Genomic DNA, 25,033 nt, shown 5'->3' with positions numbered 1-25,033 from the left:
AAATTAAAATCAAGCCGAGCATTCTAGCGCTTTTTTGCTGCTGACTAAATAGCTCCTGCCAATCTATTCATCATCATTTTTAAGATTAGACAGACTAGCAAATAATTCAGATGGGCCAAGTGATTGCAGTAATTGCTCATAAGTCTGACGACTCTCACCCATTAGATAAGGCCCTTCTAAAAACACCATTTGTCGCAATGCTTGCCATACCCATTTTTCTTCTAGATGGTTATTGTCACTAATATGACCCGACATATAGAGGAAATTGGTCCAGTTGGTCAACACGATCCATAAGTTAATGATCAAGGCTTCGATTTCAGAATCAGTCATTTTCATCAACCCAGCATCGACGAAAGCACGGTAGATTCTCTGCCCTTGTTGCATGACCTGCCCCGCAAAACGCGGATAAATTTTTCTAAAGTCCTCATTATTTTCAACAAGATGATAAACATCACGATGAATAAAACGATAGGCCCAAAGTTGATTGCTTAACACCTGAAAATAACTGATCTTGTCATTGGCATTGAGTGGACGATCATCTGGTAACGCCAACATGCCTAAGGTCTCAGACTGATATTGCAGTGCAAGTTCTTTAATAATTTCTTGCTTATTACGAAAGTGATAATACAAATTGCCGGGACTTATACCGAGTTCAGCCGCAATGTGATTGGTGGTGACAGAACGCTCTCCACGCTCATTAAACAACTGCAAACTGATCTGCAAAATTCTGTCTTTGGTTTTGTTCGGTTTAGCATGCGACATCGTTTTTAACCATCTATAAGATTATCAATGAGTTATAAAACAAACCCATAAGGCGACTTGACACTTTAGAGTATTTACTCTAAAAATGAAAAAGTAAATAAGTTTTCTTTTGGTCTACTCCTATGAACAGTCAAACAAAAACAACCGCTATGACACCTCATGTTGATGTAAAACGGCTACATGATTTGCTTGAACAGCAAAGAGTTGCTTACCAGCGTCATCCCGTCCCAAGCGCAAAAGAACGTATTGAGCGCTTGGCTCGACTTAAAACCATCTTGGTAAAGTATCAAGATCAATTTGCTAACGCAATTAGTCAAGATTATGGCAATCGTGCCATTATGGAAACCAAAATTGGTGAAGTTCTCACTTGCTTGGAACATATTAAATACTATAGCAAGAACTTGACCGAATGGATGAAACCATCTAAACGCCATATCAGCATGTTACACCAACCTGCGAAAGGCTGGGTACAATATCAGCCCTTAGGAGTCATTGGTGTTATTGCACCATGGAACTACCCATTATTGCTCTCCGTTGGCCCACTGATTTGTGCATTGGCTGCGGGTAACCATACCATGATCAAAATTTCCAGTGCGTCGTCAAACTTCGGTTATGTCCTTGAAAATGCGCTTTCAGAAGCCTTTCCTCAAGAATTAGTGGCTGTTGTAAATGGCGGTGGTCCTATTTCAGATGCATTTAGTCACCTGCCATTTGATAAACTGATTTTTACAGGCTCGACCTCTGTCGGTAAAACAGTGATGGCTGCTGCTGCTCAAAATCTTGTGCCTGTTATTTTGGAACTGGGAGGTAAGTCTCCAGCGCTAGTTCACCCATCCATGAATATTCGTGATGTCGCTCAACGTATTGCGGTGGGTAAACTTTGGAATGCGGGTCAAACCTGTGTTGCACCAGATTATATGTTCTTACCTAAAGGCAAAACCGCTGAATTCACTCAGCATTATCAAGACTTTGTAAACAGCATGTATCCAACTTTAGCTGACAACAATGACTACACCTCGATTGTCAATGACAAACAATATAACCGCCTACAAGGTTATCTTGAGGATGCACAAAAGCAAGGTGCGAACATTGTTGAGTTAAACAGCAAGAACGAATCTTTAACTGAGGTTCGTAAAATCGCACCAACCTTATTAACTGATGTCAGCACAGACATGGAAATCATGAAGAATGAGATCTTTGGTCCAATTCTTCCTATTTTAGAATATGAACACATCGAAGATGCGCTTCAGTTCATTAATAGTCGTCCTCGCCCATTGGCTTTCTATTACTTTGATGTGGATAGTGCGCGTGCAGAATATATTGCAGGACGCACCCATTCAGGGCATTTTGGTATCAACCAAGTCTTAACGCATGTTGCTCAAGATGACCTGCCATTTGGTGGTGTCGGCGCATCAGGTATGGGCAAATATCATGGTAAAGAAGGTTTCTTTAGCTTCTCACATGAACGCTCCATGATGTCAAATCCTGTGAGCCCTAAACTTTATAGTTTAAAATTCATTCTACCGCCATATAATAAAGCCGCACACAAACTGCTTTTGAAAACACTATTTCGCTAGGCTGATCAAGGCATGACCTATCAAACGAGTTCATGCCTTGTTTTTACCAATTTCGCTTGTCTTTTAATCGTATTTTTGGTATAAAACGCCCCTTGAATGATTTCATCCGTTTACTTGAATGGCTAGTTGCACGAAACAGTGCTATAAAACTAGCAATGGAGTTCACCATGTCTAAGGTTTGCCAAGTTACCGGCAAGCGTCCAATCGTTGGTAACAACGTATCGCACGCAAACAACAAAACCAAACGCCGGTTCGAGCCGAACCTGCACCACCACCGTTTTTGGTTAGAAAGCGAAAAGCGTTTTGTACGTCTTCGTTTAACCACTAAAGGTATGCGTATTATTGATAAATTGGGTATTGAGAAAGTTGTTGCTGATCTCCGTGCTCAAGGTCAAAAGATCTAAGGAGTCTGAACAATGCGTGATAAAATCCGTCTCGTTTCTACAGCTGGTACTGGTTATTTCTATACCACGACTAAGAACAAACGTACTATGCCGGAAAAAATGGAAATCAAAAAATTTGATCCAAAAATCCGTCAACACGTAATCTTCAAAGAAGCTAAAATTAAATAATTTTAGTATCTTTAAAAAACGACTTCTTTTGAGGTCGTTTTTTTTGCTTTAAAATCCCCTCTTATCTCCCGTACCACGCTTTAAATGTTTCTCAGCGTTGAAAGAAATTTACATTATTTTTTTTGATAATTTTTAAAAATGTCATCAACAAATTCTATTTTAGTTGTTACAATTTATTCGATTCTTTCTTGGCATGTTTTATGCTGATCTATTTATACCTTAACCGCAACGATTAAGGAGTTCCAATGCCACATGATGTTGGTTTAATTATATTACTTGCTTTTGGCTTTGGCTTAGCACTTATTTTTGGCTATATCGCTGCACGTTTACGCTTACCTCCTTTAATTGGTTATTTAATTGCGGGCATCATTATTAGTCCGAACACACCTGGCTTTGTCGGTGATATTCAACTTGCCAATCAGTTGGCTGAGCTAGGCGTCATGTTTCTCATGTTCGGCGTGGGCATGCACTTTTCCATCAAAGATTTACTCCAAGTCCGTCGTATTGCCATACCTGGTGCAATTCTGCAAATCAGTGTAGCAACCTTACTCGGTGTAGGTGTTTCCATGCTTTGGGGATGGAGCTTTGGTTCTGCCTTGATCTTTGGTCTAAGTTTATCTTGTGCCAGTACTGTAGTGCTGCTCAAAGCACTTGGTGATCGAGGTTTACTGGATTCCGTCAATGGTAAAATCGCTGTTGGCTGGCTCTTGGTCGAAGATCTCGTCATGGTCTTGGCCTTGGTACTTTTGCCTGCTATGGCAGTATTACTCGGTGGAACAGCGTTACATGGTGTGGATTCATCTCAGAATATCTGGATGACCATTGGCATCACGCTGTTGAAAGTCACTGGTTTTATCGCTTTCATGTTGATTGTGGGTAAGCGCCTCGTACCGATGATTATGCAATTTGTCGCTCGCTTGGGCTCTCGGGAGTTATTTACCCTCACTGTCGTTGCAGCAGCTATATCTATCGCCTATGGCTCTTACGCCGTCTTTGGTGTCTCTATGGCACTGGGTGCATTCTTCGCGGGTATGGTGGTGAAAGAATCTGATTTTAGTCATCGTGCTGAAGAAGAAACCCTTCCACTTCGTGAAATCTTTGCCATTTTATTCTTCGTATCGGTCGGGATGTTGTTTGATCCAAGCATTCTCATCAAAGAACCATTACATATTCTCGCTGTCGTTGCGATTATTATGGTGGGTAAAACATTGGCGGCGATTGCCCTAGTTTTATTCTTCCGTTATCCCATCAATACCGCTTTAACCGTAGGTGCAAGTCTCGCGCAAATCGGCGAGTTCTCATTTATTTTGGCAACGATGGGGGTTGCACTTGGTTTACTGACTTTAGAAGCTCAAAATCTCATTCTTGCAGGTGCACTATTCTCAATCACATTGAACTCGTTTGTTTTCTCTGCCATCGAACCAACGCAACGATGGATTCGTCAACGCTCGCATCTCGCACGCTTATTAGAACGTAGTGGTGACCCACTTGCGATGCTGCCAGATGAAGTTGACCAAGACTATTTACGCGATCAGGTGGTGATTGTCGGCTATGGTGGGGTCGGTCGTCGCATTAGTGACAATCTCATACAACAAAATATCAAAGTGGTAATCGCTGAAGAAAATCGAGAGATCGTTGAAAAGCTACGTCATCAAGGCATCGCCGCTGTCAGTGGCGCAGCAACTGAACCGAATGTTTTGGTTCAAGCGCATATTCAGCACGCACGATTATTGGTGATTTCTCCAATGGATATTTTAGACATTCATCGGATCGTTGATATTTCTAAACAATTGAACCCTGAGATTCAGGTATTGATCTGTGCGGAAAGTAAGGAAGAAGCGGTAGTGATTCGTGAAGAAAATATTGGTGAAGTCTTCTATGCCAAAGAAGAAATGGCAAAAAATATGAGTCATCATATTCTCAATCAAATCGAGCGAGCACATCAAGCTGTTGAACATTAACTACATGGCAAACAAAAAAAGCGTACTTTAAGTACGCTTTTTGCTTCTTATATCGTATTTAGTATTAACTCAAATGAGTTGGCTGCTCATCCATCACTTCCGCTTGCCATTGGTTCATTTGCTTTTCGAGCAAACCAAATAAAGCCGCTTGAATCATGTGTTGAGCGACTGCCGGTGTTTGATCTCCAAGAATTTCTTTCACTTCATCACTAAACTGAATCTTGACTAAAGGCTCTTGTTCAGAACCAGCATTACGCAACGCGAGCTCACCACCTTCGAGTTGAACCAATTCTAGAACCGCTTCTTGGTTACCAAATAATTCTTTTAACTGCTGCATTGACATATATATTCTCCATGCTTCAATCATGGTGGCAAAGCACGTGTGCACTTTGCGATCTCACGTCTTATTTATATAAGTGCTGTTTGCATGAATTTCAAGTATCTCACTGGTTTAACTTAGAACTCAACCATTTCGTTACGAAAACCATCAATTAAGTGACTTAACTCGCGATGCCATTCACGCAAAATTTTGGCATCAGGCAACCATGCTTGTGGGCTTTGAGTCACTTTAATAATCAAATTGGATGAGGTTTCATTCTCTGGCTCTGGCGAAGTCGGTTCTGGCGCATATTGGCACATACGATAGGCGCGTTTTAACTCAGCCACAAAACCATCTTTTGCCAAATGCTGTAAGACTGAAATTTCTGGTGATACCTGACCTTTATCCGCCATATGCTCTTCAATCGATTTAAACGTCGGTTGTAAATCATTTAGACGGTAGTAACGTACCAATTCTTGCAAGAAGGCTAAAATCGCCCCATGCAAATGGAATACTGCGGCTTCACGGTACGCCTGTGCTTGTTGGATATGTTCAGTTTGCTCTGCTTGTTGACATGCAAGTCGAGCAAAATAAAGTTTTTGATTGGTACGATCAGCATGGTAGCGAGCAACACGAGACATCTTAAATCCCTATTTCATTTAAATCATGGGCAATTGTAAAGCGAATTGACGATTAAACAAATAGTGATCATCACATCAATTCAACACGATAAATTTTACGCTTTGCCATACATGCGATTGGCTGAGGAAAAGGACGGACATTGTTAATCACCCAAGCATAATACCCTTCTGTCCAACGAGATGCCTGTGCTGCTTCAACTTCATGTTGTTGCCAAGCATGCGCAGATTCGATATCGACTAGAGCAACGGCTCGCCCCATCTCTTCATCGCTATCTTTTAAGAGATAGTTTTGATTTTCGACAATAACGAGATTTTTAAGCGGAAATTCCTCAGGCAACCAAGAGCGAATCTCTAAGGTTTTAAGGCCGTGTGCAATTCGCTCACCATTGGGCGCAACAATAGATAAAGCCGCATATTGTTTAAGCATTGAAGGTTAAGCTTTATCGTCCGCAGCTTTCACTCGGATACCCACACCTTTTACACGTAAAGTATTGAGACCTTTAATCGCTTTAACTGCTTCTCTTGGATTGGTCATTTCCACAAAGCCAAAACCTTTAGACTTCCCTGTTGCCTCGTCTTTTACCACGACACAAGATTCAACTTTGCCATAAGGCTTGAATAACTCAAGGACTTCTGCATCGGTTACGGAACGATCTAAATTACGAACTAAAATTTTCATGCTAAAACCTAAGAAATGATTCATTTTTAAAGAAATGAATCAAAATAATTGAATAGGGTCTGTTGATATTTCAACCATGCCTTGCGTTATCGGCTAAAACGACACAAACGAGGCATGAAATGCAGGCAATGGCGACCCCCTTGTCAAATTTCATAACGAAGTTTGAGGAAGTTTTAGCCATAACCCTGCGGGACAGGGACATTTTTTGCCGTTACTACGTTATGCCTTGTATCGTCTAAAAAACACCCTCTGTCGCAAGCATCTGTGAAATGTCCACAGACCCTAACCTTAGTTTAATCGAGATCAATACCAAAACCTAAACTTATTGCTGAGTTACGCTGCCAACCACCTTTATTGAAAGAGGATGGAACTTGGCGATGAATCTGAACACTCAGCAAATGTTGAGGTAAATCATTGAGGAAATAGCTTTCTATTTTCCGTCCTTGCTCATCATATTGATCTTGTGACCATAGATTTAAATTCTGTTTGGTCAAAATCAATTCATTTTCTGCTCGTGTCAGCGCCACATATAGCACACGGCGCTCCTCCTCAACATCATCAAAATCACCTTGCACACGAGCATGTGGATATTGATTCGGTGAAACATGTGGTACATAGCAAACTTTTTGCTCAGTCCCTTTGGCGGAATGAACGGTAATCAAAGTCACCAAGTCTTGATCAGGGGTTTTATCTATCTCTGAAACTGAAATCGGGTCAAGCACATATTCCTCTAAGAACTCACCCAACAATTGATGTTTACGCGCCAGTTGTTTTACCAAATCAAAATCTTTGACACGACGATTCCAATCTTTGCTTTTATAGTTATTTTCTAATTGTTCATTCAGGGCATCTAGCGCTAAGCCAATACAGGCTTCAACATGCTGTTGTAACACATCAAGCTGTTTCAAGATTAAAATCGCTTGTTGTGGCACTTTGCCGTGTCGTTCTAAGCGCTGACAACGCGCATCAATATCTGCAAGTTGAATCAACTCTTGCGCTAATTTACTCGCCCCAACATCGCCAACTCCATCCCACAAAGTCAGAAACCGCATCCAAGCCAGATCATCCTGCGAATTGACACTGACCCGAAGTAAGCTCAACACATCTTTGACGTGGGCAGATTCAAGTAACTTTACCCCACCAATAAAGCGATACGGAATATTAGCTGCGATCAATGCGCCCTCTAGATATCGACCACTAAAGCCTGAGCGCAATAAGACCATATGTTCTGCCCAAGCTGCGCCTTGGAAATATCGTTGATTTAAGTCTTGAATAATCCAATTGGCTTCTTCAAATTCATTGCCCAAAACATGCAGTTGCGGCTTTAACCCCTTACCACGATAAGCCTGTAAATGTTTGTCATAATGAATCTGGCTCTGCTCTAGCAACCAATTGGATAGGTCTAAAATTTCCTGCGTTGAACGATAATTCATTGCCAAAGTGAGCACCTCAGCATCAGGCACTCGTTCTTTAAAATGGTGAATATTTTCAAAATCTGCGCCACGGAAACCATAAATTGACTGAGCATCATCACCGACACAAAACAGTTTTACCTTGCCGACCAATGGCTGCAATAAAGCCCATTGCAGTGGATTGGTATCTTGCATCTCATCGACCAATAAAGCCGAACAGAAGCCAGTCACCCATTTCACCAACTCAGGTGAACTTTGTAAATGCACCGCCACAATCGATAAAATATCATCATAATCAAGAAAGTTTCGTTCTTGCTTGCGTTGTTCATAGGCTTGCATCAATTCTGCAATTTGCGTTTTATATTCGATGGCTTGCGGGAGTTGCTCAACCAAAGCATCTGAAAGCTTGGTTTTGGTATTACGCGCATAGGAATACAAGTCACAAAGCTCAGCGGCTTTGGGTAGCACATTGCCCTTATCTTTGCCACGCAATAAACGGAACATCAGTAGCTGGTCATCACGATCAATAATACTGAATTGCGTTAAACCGAAAGCTTTGGGATTGCGACGTAATAAATACATGCAAAAAGTATGAAATGTGGATGCCCGTAAACCTTTGGCTTGCGCACCCATATGTTGTTCGACACGCGTGACGATTTCACTGGCGGCACGACGCGTAAAGGTCAGAATCTGAATCTGTTGTGCTGCAAGCCCCTGATCAATCAAATACGCTGCTCTTGCCACAATGGTTTTGGTTTTACCACAACCTGCCCCAGCTAAAACCAAGCAATTTTGTGCAGCCGTCGTTGCAGCTTGTTTCTGTTGGGGATTTAATTCATCAATTAGCTTGGCAAGCGTCATAAAATCGTTCAATTCACAATGAAATGGTATTTTAGCAGACTAAAGCAAATGAAACATTTCACGCTACAAAAACAAAAAGAGCATGTTCAACACATGCTCCTAATATCGAAAACGTTCAGTCTAAACCACGGTCGAACTATGCGGTAATTGCTTAATTGCACCAGCAAAAGTCAGATAGTTTATGCCTTGAAATAAAATATCAATCGCAAGGAATAGACCGAGTACCCAAAAAGGTGAGCTTGGCGAGGATAAGATCAACAGCCCAGTGAATAAAGTCACGACGCCTGAAAATAACACCCACCCCCAGCCTGACATGGGTCTAAGGATAAAAGCGTTCACTGTGCGGATAATCCCTGCAATAATCAATGCGACAGCCAAGAGACTCGTCAAAACAACAGCGGTGATTACAGGCGTAGTAAATGCAAAATAACCTGCTGCCAAATACAACACACCAAACAATGCCCACAGCCATCGTGTGCCACCTTTAAACACCGTAAATGCAGCAACAAAATGCAAAGCGCCACCCAACATCATGAGCACACCGAATAAAAGCACTGCAGACAAGGTTGCAAAGGGCAAAGCCGCTAAAAGAACCAAACCAATAATAATCAATAATACGCCTAATAGCAGATACCATTTACGGTCAGCGTGTAGCTGATTGCGAATCAGGTCATTACCCACTGTTTTCATCATTATTTACTCTTTTATCATCAAGTTTATATGTATATTCTGAGCGCCTTTTGAGCCATTTTCTGTATACGGCGTGTTGACAATTCATGATGTAATGTCAGGGAAAATTGTGTTTTATTTCATTATTTTCTATTGAGATCACTATTTCCTTGGTCTGGGGGTAAGTCTGAACTTATCCACACATTAACGTCGGTTGCCTTCATTTTTACTTGATCCAACCAATTTCTTTTGCAGTGAGCATACTGACGACAGTTTGCTCTAGGTCATTTGGCATTTTACTTTTATGTTCTGAAAGTGGAATACGCCCTCCCATAATCTCTGCCTTGGTTTGTGGGTACAATGGTTGCTGATCTGCTTGTGCATAACCAATCGGAAAAATCGGTTCACCGGTATCTAAATAATATTTATCAGTGGCACCAAAGCCATGCAATAGCTCATGTACCAAAACCACTTGATTTTGTTCAGCTTGTTTTAGTGATGCAAATAAATTGACCGAACCAATCCGCCCTCGTTCCAATGCAGTGGAATGCTTTAATTCTCGGCTTTGCTTTGGATCATGAAAGTTTAAATACAAGGTTAAACTTGGCGAACCATCTATAGATTGCTGTTGCTTCCATGCATAAAAACGAAACTTTAAACTCCACAATATATTTTTGAGAATACTCTGCTGCTCTGGCATGGTTGGGGGTGTTTGATGAAGTTGTCGCCCAATCTGTAGCATAAAATAACTGCTTTGCCCTCGATATTGCTGACTGTTCTTTTCTAAATATTGTTTTACATCAGCAAAATCATCTAACTTTAAACGCTGAATATATTGCTGAGTTGTTTCTAAACCATCGGCATTAATCGGATGGAGAAGAATGATAATAGGTTGATTCCAATCTTGGTTCTGATCACGATAAGCATTGACTGCCACAATCAATAAAACCATGAGTAAACAAGCGACTCGAATATTCTTCCACATGCATTTCCCCCTGAATCAAATCTTATCTAGGTTTTTATTTTTGCTATAAAAAATGCTAGCGAATTGCTAGCATTTTTATTTTATCAACAATTAAGCTTCAACCCATTTTCCATTTTGGAAAACCAGACTCCACTTGGTCTGTTTACCTTCTGAGGTTTCTGAACCAACGTATTGCACTTGATTCTTACGGCTAAACTTCACCACAGTTGGATTCCCTTCTGGATCGACATCAGGCGCTTGCAGCAAGAATTGATATTTCTCATCCAGTTGCTCAGCCACGCTACGTAACTCAGCCACTTTTGGTGCACGCGTTTCACGAATTTTCGGGAATTTACTGGCGGCTAAGAATAAACCTGCTGCCCCATCACGCAATACAAAGAAATCATCATGCTTGGTTGAACGTAAATGTTCCATCTTAATCGGATCAACACGAGGTGGCGCAGGCTGACCACTCTTTAACACCTTACGTGTATTATCACAGCTTGAACAGGCAAAATATGGGCCAAAACGGCCTGTTTTAAGCTGCATCTCGCCATCACACTTGTCACATGGAATGGTTGGACCATCATAACCCTTGATCTTGAACTGACCTTCCTCAAGCTCATAACCATCACAGTCTGGGTTGTTACCACAAACATGCAGTTTACGGCCACCATCAATCACATAACTGTCCATGGCAGTGCCACATTTAGGACAACGATGTTTTGACATCAAGTCTGCTGTTTCAGCGCCATCATCATCCGACAGCACAGCTAAAGACTCAACTGGGGTAAGGTTCAGTGTCCCTTTACAGCGTTCTTTTGGCGGCAAGTTATAGCCTGAACAGCCTAAGAATACTCCTGTTGTTCCTGTACGAACCTGCATCGGACGAGAGCATTCAGGACACTGTACGTCAGCCACTTCGACAGGCTGATTACGGCGCATGCCGCTTTCACCTTGTGCATTGGTCAGACGTTTTTTGAAATCGCCATAGAATGCATCCAGTAGCTCTTTCCAGTTCCGCTCTCCCATTGCCACTTTATCAAGTTGCCCTTCTAAATCGGCAGTAAAGGCATAATTCATTAAGTTATTAAAGCTTTCATCTAGGCGATCAGTAACGATCTCCCCCATTTTCTCTGCAAAGAGACGACGATTTTCAAGTTTGACATAACCACGGTCTTGAATGGTTGAGATAATTGCAGCATAAGTCGATGGACGACCAATTCCACGTTTTTCTAATTCTTTAACCAATGATGCTTCTGTAAAACGCGCTGGTGGCTTAGTAAAATGCTGGCTTGGATCAAGCTGTTCTAATTTCAGTACTTCACCGACTTTCACCGCAGGCAGTAGCACATCATCATCAGATTTATTGGCACCACGAACTTTGGTAAAACCATCAAAAACCAAGGTACGACCTTTGGCTTTAAGCTCTACATTTGCCGCTTCAACAGTTAAGGTTGAAGATAAATATTCTGCTGGTGTCATTTGGCATGCAACAAATTGACGCCAAATCAAATCATATAAACGTTGCGCGTCACGCTCTACCCCAGCAAGTTTATCGCCAGTTAATACAACATCCGATGGACGAATCGCTTCATGGGCTTCTTGCGCACCCGCTTTATTGCCATAGCGATTTGGCTTTGCAGGCACATATCGCTCACCAAAAGTTTGCTGAATATGGTTACGTACCATATTGACCGCATCATCACTCAAAAAAGTTGAGTCAGTACGCATATAGGTGATAAAACCACCTTCATACAAACGTTGCGCCAACATCATGGTTTTTTTGACGGAGAAACCCAAACGCGTACTGGCTGCTTGCTGTAAAGTTGAAGTGATATACGGTGCGCTTGGATTAACCTTCGTTGGTTTATCTTCACGATTGGCAACCTTATATTCAGCATCTTTTAGGACACTGAGCAAAGCATCAGTTTCAGCTTTATTTTTAAGCTTAAGGGTTTTACCTGCTTGTCTCACCGCTTCTAAGCGAATGTCATCTTTCTGAGAAACAGTATCTGCAAAAACTTGCCAATATTCTTCAGGAATAAATGCGCGGATTTCACGTTCACGCTCTACGACTAACTTAACCGCAACCGACTGAACACGTCCTGCCGATAAACCACGTGCAATTTTCTCCCATAACAACGGAGAAACCATAAAACCAACCACACGGTCGAGAAAACGACGTGCTTGTTGTGCATTGACGCGATTTAAATCTAAACGGGTCGGCTGTTTAAATGCTTCTTGAATGGCATTTTTGGTAATCTCATTAAAGACCACACGATGGTAACGGCTATCATCCCCACCAATCACTTCTCTTAGATGCCAAGCAATCGCTTCCCCTTCTCTATCCAAATCCGTTGCGAGATAGATCGCATCAGCATCTTTGGCGAGTTTCTTTAGCTCAGCAACGACATTTTCTTTACCTGGCAACACCTCATAGTGTGCAACCCAATCATGTTCTGGGTCGACGCCCATACGATTAATCAGTGCTGATTGTGCTTTCTCAGCCTTTTGTTCATCGGTGAGTTTAACGCGGGTAACAGGCTTCTTTTCTGTTGCCTTGCTTCCTCCACCAGTCGGTAAATCACGGACATGACCTACTGATGATTTCACTATAAATTGTGAACCTAAATATTTATTAATGGTTTTCGCTTTTGCAGGCGACTCCACAATCACTAAGGCACGTTTAGTTGCAGCAGAGGTTGAAGCTGCTGTGCTTTTTGCAGCAGAGCGCGGAGTATTCGCCATAATGAACCGTTTTTCCTTTGATGAATCAAATAATTAGCGCTGAGCTAATTCGTATAAATAAGCTTTCATATCTTCAAGTTGTGTGGCTCTGAGATCAACTTCTTCATCCCAGTATATGCCGACACAGTTCGCCTGCATATCAATAGCATAAACTCCTTTTAATGCAATAGCTAAGTCATTAAATTTCTGCTCACCTTGCACGACTTGAAGTTTTCCATCGACCACTCTTGCTCTCATCAATGCTAAACGAGCATCTGGAATCAGCACACTATAATAAGTCACCATACTGGCACGGTTTTCAGTGGCCATTGGAATCTTGGTCCACTCTGGCGCAACGATAACACGTGGATGCAATCCCATTTTTCGCGCTTGGTCACGCATCATCCCCAATGCTTTCTCTCGTGGGCTGACGCGCAAGCCAAAAATCGAGCCAAGTACAAACAGTACAATCGCAACTGTTATCCAAATTCCAACATTACTCATTCAGGTCGCTCAAAACGTTCTTTTATTAGCGTTACATAAGTTTAAGTTAAAAGGCAAGTTTTCCTTACATTATGTATTCAGGATACTTTTTTGAATCCATCAATAATGCGGTGGTTTATCACTCATTGGATCAAAAGCTGCAATTCCTTCTGACAAATCCGATGCTTCTATGCGACGATATAAGAATTGCATTTGTTTTTTTAAATCTGCAATTTCTTGCGTCTGAATCGCCAGTTGTTGGTTCAGTTGTTCAACTAAATCGTCTAAAAATGCAATTCGGACTTGCAAATCTTCAATGGGTGCGGACAATGACGCTTGATCATCAAAATTTTGTTGTTTAGTCATTTCAGACCTCATCTGAGCTTTTAGGAAACATTATGGCCTATATTACTTTAAGGGATGTCCACCTCGCATTTGGTGGGCCTGCCCTACTCGATGGCGCACACTTTAACCTAGAACGTGGCGAGCGAGTCTGTTTAATCGGTCGTAATGGTGAAGGCAAGTCTACTTTACTTAAACTGATTGAGGGAAGCTTATTGCCTGATAGCGGCGAAGTTTCGATTCAAAATGGTTTAACTGTTTCGATGTTAGCCCAAGATGTACCCATGGATTCAGGCAAGGTTGCTGATATTGTGGCTGACGGTGCTGGCGAAGCAGCAACGGTACTTAAAGCCTACCATGAAGCCAGCGATGCCTGTGTACTGGGTGATATGGAAGCCTGTGATCATATGGGCATGTTACAGCACAAACTAGATCAGCTTGATGGTTGGGCTTTAGAAAATAAGGTCAACTCTATTCTCAGTAAAATGGGACTCGACCCACATGCTGATTTAGCTGATTTATCAGGTGGTCGGAAACGTCGTGTGTTACTCGCGCGTGCACTATTAACCCAACCTGATGTGCTGTTGCTCGACGAACCAACCAACCATTTAGATGTTGAAAGTATTGAATGGTTAGAGAAATTCTTACTCGATCAAAACAATCTCACGCTGCTATTCATTTCACATGACCGCTCATTTGTAGATAGCATTGCAACTCGTATTGTTGAGCTTGACCGTGGTGTTCTACGTAGCTATGAAGGAAATTATTCTCGCTATTTAGAGCTAAAAGCACAGCAAATGGAAGCAGAGGAAAAACAAAATGCTTTATTTGACAAAAAGTTAGCTGAAGAAGAAACTTGGATTCGTCAAGGTATTAAAGCACGTCGTACCCGTAATGAAGGACGTGTTCGTGCATTAAAAGACTTGCGCGAACAATCTAAAGCACGCCGCTCGCAACAGGGCAAAGTCAGCATGGCGACTCAGGATGCAAACCGTTCTGGCAAGTTGGTGTTTGATATTGAACATCTCAGTGTCACGTTTGGCGACAATGCACCGATTATTAAAGATTTCTCTGCATTGGTCTTGCGCGGTGATCGTATTGGTTTGGTCGGTGACAACGGTGTCGGTAAAACCACACTCATCAAAGCGATTTTAGGCGCAATCGAGCATGGTGGTTCAGTTAAAACAGGCACACAACTCGAAGTTGCTTATTTCGACCAGTTGCGCAATGCCTTAGATCTTGAAAAGTCAGTCATGGCCAACGTTTCAGAAGGTTCTGATTTTGTCGATGTAAATGGCAATCGTCGCCATATCTATAGCTATCTACAAGACTTTTTATTCTCGCCAGAACGTGCCCGCACCCCTGTAAAAGCACTGTCTGGCGGTGAACGAAACCGTATCTTGTTGGCAAAATTGTTGCTAAAACCATCAAACTTAATTGTGATGGATGAGCCAACCAATGACTTGGATATGGTCACACTGGAACTCCTTGAAGAAATGCTGTCTGATTATAAAGGCACATTATTATTGATCTCACATGACCGTGCCTTTATGGACAATGTCGTGACCTCAACGTGGGTGTTTGATGGTAAAGGCAATATTGATGAATATGTGGGTGGTTATCAGGATTATTTAGAACAGCGCCCTGATCAAACTGTGGTTGATCAAAAAAGCGATGTGAAGAAGGCACAAGCCAAAGCGGAGGCTGCTACTGCACCGAAGAAAGTCAAACTCAGCTATAAAGATCAGCGTGAGCTAGAACAGCTTCCTGCTGAAATGGAGAAGTTGGAAGCAGAGCAAACTGAACTTTCAGAAAAGTTGGCCGATGGATCATGGTTTCTTCATGATGCCAATGCCGCAACATTAGCGAGTCAACGTCTCGCAGAAATTGAAGAATTACTGCTAGAAAAGTTAGAACGTTGGGATATCTTAGAAAATATGTCGAAAGGCAATTAAGCCCACTGAGCATCTATTCTTTTGAGGGTAGATGCTCGCTCAATTGAAGTAAATACAATTCCTTTGGCCTAAAACTCACTTATATACAAATTATAAATACTAAAATTTTCTTCATCAAAACATACAAAAATAACTTCTTGAACAAAATGCGCTTTATTCAACTCATCACTTATGGTTTCTAATGCAATTTGAGCTGCGAGTTGTTTCGGGAAACGATAAATACCTGTTGAAATATTTGGAAATGCAAGTGTTTTTAATTGCAAACTTTCTGCTAACTTAAAACTATTTCTATACGCACTTTCTAATAATATAGTTTCATTGTTTTGTCCATCAACCCACGTTGGACCGACGGTGTGAATAACATATTGAGCGGGCAAATTTCCTGCGGTTGTAATAACAGCTTCACCTACACTACAACCACCTTGCTTCGCACGAATCTTTTGACATTCTGCTAAAATTCCAGCACCACCTTTTCGATGAATTGCGCCATCCACACCTCCACCACCTAAAAGTGAGGTATTTGCTGCGTTGACAATCGCATCAACGCTAATTTGAGTAATATCACCTTGTTCAATTGTTATTTTTTTCAAAATTTTTCCTTTGTAATTTGCTTTTAAATACACACTCTACAATAGAATAGATTGATTATGCAGTTACACCAGTGAATTAAAAACCCACTTCATGGTACACTTTTAAAAAATTCAACTTATTCACATATCTAAGTTTTATGAGTCAAAAGCAATCTTATCCCTCTGGCAAATTTCAATGGGAATTTTTATTGCCTAAATACTGGAAGAATTGGATTGCCATTTTCTTTCTGATGTTATTGGCAATCCTCCCATGGGCAATTCAATGGCGCTTAGCACACGGTTTGGCGCAGGTATGTTGGTGCTTATTCCAATCACGCCGTAAAACCACGTTACGGAATCTGGAAGTGTGTTTTCCTGAATGGTCACCCACAGAAGTGGAAGCCCAAGCCAAACAAGTCTTTACCGATATGATGGTGGGTGTTTTTGAAACATTAAATGCGTGGTATAGCCCAAAATGGTTTAAGAATCGCCACCATATTGAAGGTTTGGAACATCTTCAAAATGCTCAAGCACAAGGTCATGGCGTGCTATTGCTTGGAACACATAGTACCCTACTCGATGCAGGAGGCTACCTTTGTTCGCAGTATTTTGAACCCGATGTGGTTTACCGCCCACAAGATAACCCCATGCTAGATATGTTTATTTATCGCTGCCGAGATACGATTTATAAACATCAAATTGATCACGATGATATGCGTGGACTGATTCGTAGACTCAAAGATGGTGGTGCGATTTGGTATAGCCCAGACCAAGATTTTGGTTTAAAACAAGGTGTCATGGCGCCTTTCTTTGGCGTAGCAGCAGCAACGGTCACTGCACATCGCCGTTTATTAAAAATTGCTAAAGCGGTGGCAATTCCATTATATTTTTATCGCTATGGTGATATACGCAACCCCAAATATAAAGTGCTGATTGAACCTGTTGTTGAAAATATGCCAAGTGAGGATGAAGTTGTCGATGCGATTCGCGTGAATAAAATTATTGAAGCACAACTCAGAATTGCACCCACACAATGGATGTGGTTCCATCGTCGTTTTAAAACGCGCGCTGAAGGATATGAGAATATTTATTAAAAATTAAAACCCGAGTTCTGCATCCTGCAAAACTCGGGCAAATGAGGTTGTGCTTTCACGTTATTTGTTATTATCTTGCTTCCATCGCATGCATCATATCCATGATGACTTTTTCCATCTCAGCGTTGCTATCCTTAAGCGGAAAATCCATTCCTGCATCCTTGTGCTGATGTATTTAGAATAAACCTTTTAATCTTGTAGGACTATTCGCCACAGACCTAAATCACTGTACGATAATGCTTACAATACTCATTGTCTATTTTCACTTTCCATTGCTCGCTTATGCGGTTGGGCTAAGGCATCGACCACTATTTTTTCTTCTTTTTCAGCCTTTTCTATACCATCTTGAATTGCCTCTTGAGCATCTTGTTCATCCTCAGCTGTCTGTTCCAACGCTTGTTGCTGTTGCTCAAAAATACGTCCTGTTTGTAAGACTACATAAATTGGAAAATGATCTGAACCAATATGAGGCAACCTTTTCATCTTAACCAAACCAAAATCAGTACTATGGAAGATATGGTCAAGTGACCAACGCAATAAAGGATAGTCCGCATGAAAAGTATTCATAAAATAACGTCCGACCCGTGGATCAAGTAAACCGCTAATCCGTTGGAACAAACGTGTTGTTCGAGACCATGCGACATCATTTAAATCGCCTATCACGATACAACTTTGGTCAAGGTCTTTGATTTGATCCCCAACGATAAGTAGCTCTGCATCTCTTAAGGTTGAATCTTTCGCCTCTGTTGGACTTGGAGGTTTCGGATGCAAACAATATAACTGAACCTGCAAACCAGACGGCAAGGTTAAAGCGGTATGAATCGATGGAATTTCATCACTTAAAATAAATTTTACTTCGGTATTATTTAACGGCAACCGACTATATAGATGCATACCGTAGAGATTATCCAGCGGTACAGGAACTCGATAAGGATAATCCTGTTCGATCTGACTCAACGCTTGTTGCCATACTGAATCTGACTCAAGTGTCAGCACAATATCAGGGCTTAAGTTTTTAATCTGTTGCAGTAATAAATGGTATTTATCATTTGGGGTTAAAACATTCGCAACCAGTAATGAAATTTGTTGTTCAGGATTAAATTGTGCCTCCTCCACTTTTTGAACTTGTTTTTTCCATAAAGGTGTATAAGGCAATATCATTTTTAGTTGATATGCAACGGCTGCGATCACACCCAAAAGTAATATTTCTCTTCGCAATGTCCATTCGGCTGGTATAAAAAGCAAACCAACCAAAGCAACCATTCCAATCGCTAAAATCTGTAATCGAGGAAAGTCTGCCCCTCTAAACCACCATTCATCACGGGGGATTAAGGACCATACACTTAACCAAATCACCAATACTGCGCAAATCTCAATCCATATCATGTTCATTTTACTCTTGGAGATTTCGTGAATTTTCAATAACGTTACGGCTTTATCAATTTTCCATCTAACACAAACAAATAATTCCACACAATAAATCAACTGTTTTATTCATGTAACACTTGCAGTTGCGTTCACTTTTGATACACTCAAGCCCCTTAAAGTTTTTACATACCGAGGCAAAATGACATGAAAGTAGGTCTGGTCGGTTGGCGTGGGATGGTTGGTTCTGTCCTTATGCAACGTATGGTTGAAGAGAATGATTTTGCTCATATTGAGCCATTCTATTTTTCTACCAGTAATGCAGGTGGCGAAGCTCCTTCATTTGGTGGTAAGACTGCCCCAGCACTTATGGATGCAACAGACATTAACAGTCTGAAGCAAATGGATGTCATTTTAACCTGTCAAGGTGGTGACTACACCTCTGAAGTTTTTCCAAAACTTAAAGCAGAGGGTTGGGACGGTTATTGGATTGATGCGGCATCAACGTTGCGTATGGCTGATGATGCCATCATTGTACTTGATCCTGTCAATTTAAATGTGATCAAAGATGGTTTAGTCAACGGTACTAAAACTTTCGTTGGTGGCAATTGTACCGTTTCTTTGATGTTGATGGGCTTAGGTTCGCTTTTCCAAAACAACTTGGTGGAATGGGCAACCTCAATGACTTATCAAGCAGCTTCAGGTGCGGGTGCGCAAAATATGCGTGAACTCATCACAGGTATGGGCTATTTGTATAACAATACAAAAGACTTACTGGATGACCCAAAATCTGCGATTCTTGATATTGACCGTCAAATTGCTGATTTGCAACGTGGCGAAGGCTTCCCGAAAGCAAACTTTGGCGTGCCATTGGCTGGTTCATTGATTCCGTATATCGACAAACAACTCGAAAGCGGTCAATCCAAAGAAGAATGGAAAGGTCAGGTTGAAACCAACAAGATTTTAGGTAATCAGCAAATCGTTCCGATTGATGGTCACTGTGTTCGTATTGGTGCAATGCGTTGCCATTCACAAGCCATCACCTTGAAATTGAAAAAAGATGTGCCATTGGATGAGATCGAAGACATGATTCGCAACTCTAGCCAATGGGCAAAAGTCGTTCCGAATACACGTGAAGCATCTATGACAGATCTTACCCCTGTTGCAGTCACAGGTACTTTAACTGTTCCTGTTGGTCGTCTACGTAAGCTCAATATGGGTAAAGAGTATTTAGGTGCATTCACGGTCGGTGATCAATTGCTTTGGGGTGCGGCAGAACCATTACGTCGTATGCTGCGTATTTTAGTTGAATACAAGAACGCCTAAGCAAAAAAAGACGAAAAACCAAAAGCCGATCACACTTGATCGGCTTTTTATTATTATTAAATATGAATAATTTACAATTCATTTACATCACGGTAATGTATACTCAGCTTGTGTTGGCATTTCACTATGGCTGAAATATCAACAGGCCATAGACCTGACTATAACATCACTTTTCATGGATCGAGATGACTGTTAATAACAAATTAAAAATTGCCATTTTAACCATATTATCTTCGCAACAACTTTATGCGATTACCTTTGACCCATTGCAAATCAAGTCCGCACCGGGTGAATTACTTTATGCTGAAATGAGCTTTCATCAAGCAGATGCAAACTCTAAATTAGACGTAAGTTTAGCCACACCTGAAGATTTACGCATGATGGGCGCCATGCACCAGCCACCATCACAACTTACTTTTTTTATACGTCGTAATCATCAAGGTGAAGGGGCTATTGTGATTACCTCATCCCGCCCGATGATTGATGCTGAACTGAATATTATTGTTAAAATAAAAGAAGGCGATGCCGCACACCTAAAGCATATTCGACAACCTATACGTCAACAAGCCATGGCTGCATCCGCCACCAAAACCAGTAATGAGAAATCACTGACTCCAAAATTTATCGTCAGTGAAAAAGATATTGCGTTGAACCTACCTGAAAGCACCCGTTTTAACGTAGCCAACCCACCTGATTTAAAACATGAAAAACTTCTCAATGTGCCCTTTGCACTTCCACCCGTATTAAATATTTCCGAGACTAAAGTGAGCGCTACTGTTGCGCATATTGCAACACCACCAATTGAACAAACAACCACGAATCAAACGGCTTCGGTCGCTACTCATGTTCAAGATCAGAAAACAACCGTCACGAACAATGAAGCGGACAACATCGCGTTATCATCAGAGAACCAAACAACAGGTGCTCTAACGCAAATAAACAATACAACAGTTGAAAGTGAGTCGAAGAACACTGAGATTGAAACTGCGGAACAAAATACCCAGACTCAACATCAAGCAAAAAACACGACTCCGCCAGCAAAGAAAAAAACAGCAGAAAATCATTCAACGCCTACAAATAGCAAACAACATACTGTTCAACGCAATGAGTCATTGTGGAGTATTGCGCAGCGGATTTCGGCTGAAACCCAACAGCCCCTTCCACAGGTGATGAAGCAGATTAAAGTGCAAAATGAACACGCATTTATCGGAGGAAATGCCAGCCGACTGAGACAAGGCTCACATTTAAACTTCGATCTCAATTCAATCCCTGTTCGTAAGAACCAAAATGCCAATCAAATTGCAGCAAAACCGTTAGCTACACCTACCGAAAAAGCAAAATATCGCTTACAACAAGCAGAAATGTCTTTGGTCGCTGAAAGCAATCAAGATTCAAGTACTGGAAGTGCCAAAAAAGACACACTACAACAGAAAACCAGTGCTGACTTATCATTAAAAGTTATGACAGCACGGGAAAAAACCGTTACATTACAAAGAAACGTAACGCAGTTAGAATTGACCTTACGCCAGAAGGATCAACGGATTCAGCTTTTAAATGCTCGACTTGCTGAGCTGCAAGAGCAACTGAAAGCGCAGCAGGAAACTAAAAAACCAACACGCTGAGTGATGACAAAAGATTCTCATAGCTTTGGATAAAACGGTTCTATTTTTTAAGGGGTATAGATCATGTCAACTATAATAATTGTATTGCTCGTCATCGTATTAGTCGTTGCGATCGTTTTAAAGAAACGTGAGAACACTCAAAATCATGCGGCATCAAAGAAAAGTGCAAGTAAAGCAGCAAAAAAAACCGCTACTCGCACAGCACTCGCACGTGAAGAGCTAGCGTCTGCCCCTCCCGCAACCACAGCAATCTCAGAAAACTTGCGTCAAAAACTTACGCAACAAATTCAAAGCGGGAATTATCAATCTGCTGAAGCACAAATCAATCAGGCTTTAAAACAAGATAACTCGCAACATGAGCTTTATCTATTTTTACTCGATATTCATTTAGCACAAAAAGATGACTTTGCAATTGATCAATTGATCAAGCATGTACACGCATTAAAGTTAGAAGATATTGCACAGGCTGCTGAAGCAAAAAACCAAGAACGTATCAAAAACAATCAATCATTTGATAGTATTGACTTCAACTCACATCCAACACCATCGCATGTTGAAGAGGTAGAAGCACAAAATAAAACTGCCGACTTTGACGCATTAGTGCAAGCATCGGCTAAACCTACTTTTGATGATATACAATCTGAATATACCGCTCCTGTTGAGCAAGAAAAACCCGTTGAAGCAGCAGCAAAAGTTCAACCTTTAGATTTCGACTTTTCGTTTGAGCAGAAAGATACTGTCAAACCTACATCTGATGCGCAAGAGCAACCCGCTTTAGAGTTTTCATCTAACTTAGCATCAGCACCTACGGCTGAAGTAATACCAAGCAATGATGTAAAACCCGAATTAGATTTTAATATCTCTAATTTAGAAGCACTCTCTAGCCAAAACAAAATAAATGACGACCTTGTCACTGAGGCGCCTAGCTTAGATTTCAAGATTGAGCAGCCGCAGCATCATACTGAACAGCAAACAACGATCGAGAAAGCCGAGTTTTCTTTTGAGATTACAGAACCTACCACAGCGATAGAGCCAAACCTAGAGTTAGCTGATGATCAAGCCCCACAAACTCCAAGTGTGGAACTTAACGATCCTTTGGCCCAATCATTTCCTGACTTGCAACAGTTAGATGAAGCTCAGCTTAACTTAGAGCTGGCTGAACAATATATTGAGTTAGGGGCTTATGCATCTGCCCGTGAACTATTACAAAATCATCAGTTTCAGCTAAACCAAGAACAACAACAACGTTCAGAAAAATTACTCAATAAAATAGCGTCTTGAAACAGATCGGTCTAATATAAGCAGTCTCTATGACTGCTTTTTTATGATGAAAAACTTTTTATTATGCAAAAGATTGCCTTAATTTATATGGGTGGAACCTTTGGCTGTATTGGTGAACCACTTATGCCGATGCCAGAACAAACTTTTTTACCTACACTCAAAAAAGTGATTCCCCCTCACTTAGATGTAGAGTGTTTTGCTGCACCGAGTATTCAAGATAGTAGCGCATGTACTGCGACGGATTGGTTGCAGTTAATTCAACAAATTCAACAATTACAACTCAAGAATTATCAACATTTCGTAATTATCCACGGCACGGATACCTTAAGCTATGCAGCAGCAACCCTCGCACGTTTTTTGGGACATTCTTGTCATGCGATTATTACAGGTAGCCAATATCCCCTACTCAACATTGAAGGCGATGAGACGAGAGAGTTTACCGATGCATTAAGTAATTTATCTCTTGCACTTGAGCAAGTGTTACAACAGCCTGCTGGGGTCTATCTTGCATTCCATCAGCACGTATTCCACGCACAAACCACCTTAAAGGTACACACCACAGAACTTGATGCTTTTGCAGGTAAAGATGCAAATCAAGTGTGCGAAACAACGGCTGATTATTTTATTATTCAAAATGAACATATTGAGCAAGCAGCACAACTCAGTATGCTCAATCTCATGCTACAACCCATTAGCAAAGAACAACTGCTATTACAGTTAAATAATATCTTAGCTGCACCACCTCATTTTCTAGTCTTACAGGGCTTCGGTACTGGCAATATCGCAGTGAATGATGAAATTTTGGCGTTATTTGACGCGCTTTATCACAAGCAATGCCTTCCAATTATAAGTACCCAAGTAACCTTTGGACAACTTGATCAGCGTTATGCAGTGAGCGCTTGGATTGATTCAGCTAAAATTTTGATCAATGACTGTCACAGCCATGCTGATTTATATGCAAAAGTACTGCAAATGTATTTAAAATACCCGACCCATGATCAATGGTTTGAGCATTGGCAGCAACACTAATCTTGAGGTTAAGACATGCAACGTTATGCAATCGGTATTGAATTTTGCGGTACTCAATACCGTGGTTGGCAAACCCAACAAGCGGGCATTGCAAGTGTTCAGGATACAATTGAAAAAGTACTCAGCAAAGTTGCCAATGAAACCATCATTTTACATGGCGCTGGACGTACCGATGCCGGTGTACATGCGACCAACATGGTGGCACACTTTGATACAGCAGCCATTCGCCCTGAACGTGGCTGGATCATGGGCGCAAATAGTCAACTTCCTAAAGATATTTCGATTCAATGGATCAAATGTATGGATGAAAGCTTCCATGCACGGTTCAAAGCAATTGCGCGACGCTATCGCTATGTGGTTTACAATGCACCAATGCGGCCTGCGCTATTACACAAACAAGTCACCCATCTCTATCAAAATTTAGATGTGAAGAAAATGATCACTGCCGCAGCAAAATTTGAAGGCACGCATAATTTTGAATCTTTCCGCGCAGCAGCATGTCAGTCCAATCAACCTGTACGGCATGTGAAACACTGTCGTCTGTTTGAACATGGTCGCTACCTCGTGCTTGATATTCAAGCCGATGGCTTTTTACATCATATGGTTCGAAATATCATGGGGTGTTTGCTTGAAATCGGACAAGGACTATATGACATTGAACATATTGACACCATGTTTGCCGCTGAAGATCGCAAAGCTGCGGGCATCACTGCACCTGCTGACGGGCTTTATTTTATTCAGGCCTATTATCCAGAACATTTTGATTTACCACAGCCGCCACTGGGACCACAGTGGTTAAATTTAGCTGAATAAAAAAAGC

At 41.3% G+C, this 25,033-nt stretch carries 24 protein-coding genes; 11 read left to right on the top strand and 13 right to left on the bottom strand.

What is annotated here, in order from left to right; all coding sequences use genetic code 11:
• Positions 1-63: 63 nt before the first annotated feature.
• Positions 64-762 (bottom strand): TetR/AcrR family transcriptional regulator, encoded by a 699-nt coding sequence (locus MMP72_RS03380; protein ID WP_241314504.1) that lies wholly within the window; start codon positions 760-762, stop codon positions 64-66.
• A 122-nt stretch (positions 763-884) separates the two neighbouring features.
• On the opposite strand from MMP72_RS03380, the gene MMP72_RS03375 reads away from it, so the two are divergent.
• From MMP72_RS03375 to MMP72_RS03360, 4 genes are all read left to right on the top strand, one after another.
• The gene (locus MMP72_RS03375) at positions 885-2,339 is read left to right on the top strand and encodes a coniferyl aldehyde dehydrogenase (RefSeq protein ID WP_241314502.1); all 1,455 of its coding nucleotides are present in this window, start codon (positions 885-887) and stop codon (positions 2,337-2,339) included.
• A gap of 167 nt (positions 2,340-2,506) precedes the next feature.
• Positions 2,507-2,743 carry a 50S ribosomal protein L28 gene (rpmB, locus tag MMP72_RS03370; RefSeq protein WP_004649871.1) on the top strand — a complete coding sequence of 79 codons (237 nt, stop codon included), beginning with the start codon at positions 2,507-2,509 and terminating at the stop codon, positions 2,741-2,743.
• 12 nt (positions 2,744-2,755) lie between these two features.
• Positions 2,756-2,911 (top strand): 50S ribosomal protein L33, encoded by a 156-nt coding sequence (rpmG, locus tag MMP72_RS03365; protein ID WP_003654787.1) that lies wholly within the window; start codon positions 2,756-2,758, stop codon positions 2,909-2,911.
• 245 nt (positions 2,912-3,156) lie between these two features.
• A complete protein-coding gene (locus tag MMP72_RS03360) occupies positions 3,157-4,872 on the top strand; it encodes a cation:proton antiporter (protein WP_241314500.1) in 1,716 nt (571 codons plus the stop codon).
• Positions 4,873-4,936: 64 nt separating this feature from the next.
• Here the strand turns inward: MMP72_RS03360 and MMP72_RS03355 are convergent, their stop codons facing one another.
• From MMP72_RS03355 to MMP72_RS03310, 10 genes are all read right to left on the bottom strand, one after another.
• A complete protein-coding gene (locus tag MMP72_RS03355) occupies positions 4,937-5,215 on the bottom strand; it encodes a hypothetical protein (protein WP_241314498.1) in 279 nt (92 codons plus the stop codon).
• A gap of 113 nt (positions 5,216-5,328) precedes the next feature.
• Positions 5,329-5,832 carry a DUF6586 family protein gene (locus MMP72_RS03350; protein WP_004668556.1) on the bottom strand — a complete coding sequence of 168 codons (504 nt, stop codon included), beginning with the start codon at positions 5,830-5,832 and terminating at the stop codon, positions 5,329-5,331.
• Between the two features lie 70 nt (positions 5,833-5,902).
• Positions 5,903-6,259 (bottom strand): ASCH domain-containing protein, encoded by a 357-nt coding sequence (locus MMP72_RS03345; RefSeq protein WP_241314496.1) that lies wholly within the window; start codon positions 6,257-6,259, stop codon positions 5,903-5,905.
• Positions 6,260-6,265: 6 nt separating this feature from the next.
• Positions 6,266-6,511, bottom strand: coding sequence for an RNA-binding protein (locus MMP72_RS03340; RefSeq protein ID WP_241314494.1), 246 nt, complete (start codon positions 6,509-6,511; stop codon positions 6,266-6,268).
• Positions 6,512-6,804: 293 nt separating this feature from the next.
• The gene (locus MMP72_RS03335) at positions 6,805-8,784 is read right to left on the bottom strand and encodes an ATP-dependent helicase (RefSeq protein ID WP_241314492.1); all 1,980 of its coding nucleotides are present in this window, start codon (positions 8,782-8,784) and stop codon (positions 6,805-6,807) included.
• Between the two features lie 120 nt (positions 8,785-8,904).
• The gene (locus MMP72_RS03330) at positions 8,905-9,477 is read right to left on the bottom strand and encodes an HdeD family acid-resistance protein (RefSeq protein ID WP_241314490.1); all 573 of its coding nucleotides are present in this window, start codon (positions 9,475-9,477) and stop codon (positions 8,905-8,907) included.
• Positions 9,478-9,679: 202 nt separating this feature from the next.
• Positions 9,680-10,438, bottom strand: a complete 759-nt coding sequence (locus tag MMP72_RS03325) for a hypothetical protein (RefSeq protein ID WP_241314488.1) — start codon at positions 10,436-10,438, stop codon at positions 9,680-9,682.
• Between the two features lie 90 nt (positions 10,439-10,528).
• Entirely contained in the window at positions 10,529-13,168 is a 2,640-nt protein-coding gene (gene topA, locus MMP72_RS03320) for a type I DNA topoisomerase (RefSeq protein WP_241314486.1), read from the bottom strand.
• 33 nt (positions 13,169-13,201) lie between these two features.
• On the bottom strand, positions 13,202-13,651 hold the full coding sequence (locus MMP72_RS03315) for an ammonium transporter (RefSeq protein WP_241314484.1): 450 nt from the start codon (positions 13,649-13,651) through the stop codon (positions 13,202-13,204).
• A 99-nt stretch (positions 13,652-13,750) separates the two neighbouring features.
• On the bottom strand, positions 13,751-13,996 hold the full coding sequence (locus MMP72_RS03310) for a SlyX family protein (RefSeq protein WP_241314482.1): 246 nt from the start codon (positions 13,994-13,996) through the stop codon (positions 13,751-13,753).
• Between the two features lie 32 nt (positions 13,997-14,028).
• Here MMP72_RS03310 and MMP72_RS03305 point away from each other — a divergent pair, with 32 nt between their 5' ends.
• Positions 14,029-15,927, top strand: coding sequence for an ATP-binding cassette domain-containing protein (locus MMP72_RS03305; protein WP_241314480.1), 1,899 nt, complete (start codon positions 14,029-14,031; stop codon positions 15,925-15,927).
• 68 nt (positions 15,928-15,995) lie between these two features.
• On the opposite strand, the gene MMP72_RS03300 is transcribed toward MMP72_RS03305, so the two are convergent.
• Complete coding sequence (locus tag MMP72_RS03300) at positions 15,996-16,517, bottom strand: O-acetyl-ADP-ribose deacetylase (protein ID WP_241314588.1); 522 nt, start codon at positions 16,515-16,517, stop codon at positions 15,996-15,998.
• 137 nt (positions 16,518-16,654) lie between these two features.
• On the opposite strand from MMP72_RS03300, the gene MMP72_RS03295 reads away from it, so the two are divergent.
• Complete coding sequence (locus MMP72_RS03295) at positions 16,655-17,590, top strand: lauroyl acyltransferase (protein ID WP_241314478.1); 936 nt, start codon at positions 16,655-16,657, stop codon at positions 17,588-17,590.
• A gap of 249 nt (positions 17,591-17,839) precedes the next feature.
• On the opposite strand, the gene MMP72_RS03290 is transcribed toward MMP72_RS03295, so the two are convergent.
• Complete coding sequence (locus MMP72_RS03290) at positions 17,840-18,976, bottom strand: endonuclease/exonuclease/phosphatase family protein (RefSeq protein WP_241314586.1); 1,137 nt, start codon at positions 18,974-18,976, stop codon at positions 17,840-17,842.
• 186 nt (positions 18,977-19,162) lie between these two features.
• On the opposite strand from MMP72_RS03290, the gene asd reads away from it, so the two are divergent.
• The 5 genes from asd (at position 19,163) to truA (ending at position 25,026) form a co-directional block, all read left to right on the top strand.
• Positions 19,163-20,281, top strand: coding sequence for an aspartate-semialdehyde dehydrogenase (asd, locus tag MMP72_RS03285; protein WP_241314476.1), 1,119 nt, complete (start codon positions 19,163-19,165; stop codon positions 20,279-20,281).
• A gap of 185 nt (positions 20,282-20,466) precedes the next feature.
• Complete coding sequence (locus tag MMP72_RS03280) at positions 20,467-21,903, top strand: FimV domain-containing protein (protein ID WP_241314475.1); 1,437 nt, start codon at positions 20,467-20,469, stop codon at positions 21,901-21,903.
• 63 nt (positions 21,904-21,966) lie between these two features.
• Positions 21,967-23,184 carry a FimV domain-containing protein gene (locus tag MMP72_RS03275; protein WP_241314473.1) on the top strand — a complete coding sequence of 406 codons (1,218 nt, stop codon included), beginning with the start codon at positions 21,967-21,969 and terminating at the stop codon, positions 23,182-23,184.
• Between the two features lie 63 nt (positions 23,185-23,247).
• The gene (locus MMP72_RS03270; RefSeq protein WP_241314471.1) at positions 23,248-24,213 is read left to right on the top strand and encodes an asparaginase domain-containing protein; all 966 of its coding nucleotides are present in this window, start codon (positions 23,248-23,250) and stop codon (positions 24,211-24,213) included.
• Positions 24,214-24,228: 15 nt separating this feature from the next.
• Positions 24,229-25,026, top strand: a complete 798-nt coding sequence (gene truA / locus MMP72_RS03265) for a tRNA pseudouridine(38-40) synthase TruA (protein WP_241314468.1) — start codon at positions 24,229-24,231, stop codon at positions 25,024-25,026.
• Positions 25,027-25,033: the final 7 nt, after the last annotated feature.

The organism is Acinetobacter sp. NIPH 2699, from assembly GCF_022549355.1.
Lineage (GTDB): Bacteria > Pseudomonadota > Gammaproteobacteria > Pseudomonadales > Moraxellaceae > Acinetobacter.
Note: the sequence above shows the minus strand (reverse complement) of the source record. Positions and strands in the feature narration are given on the sequence as shown.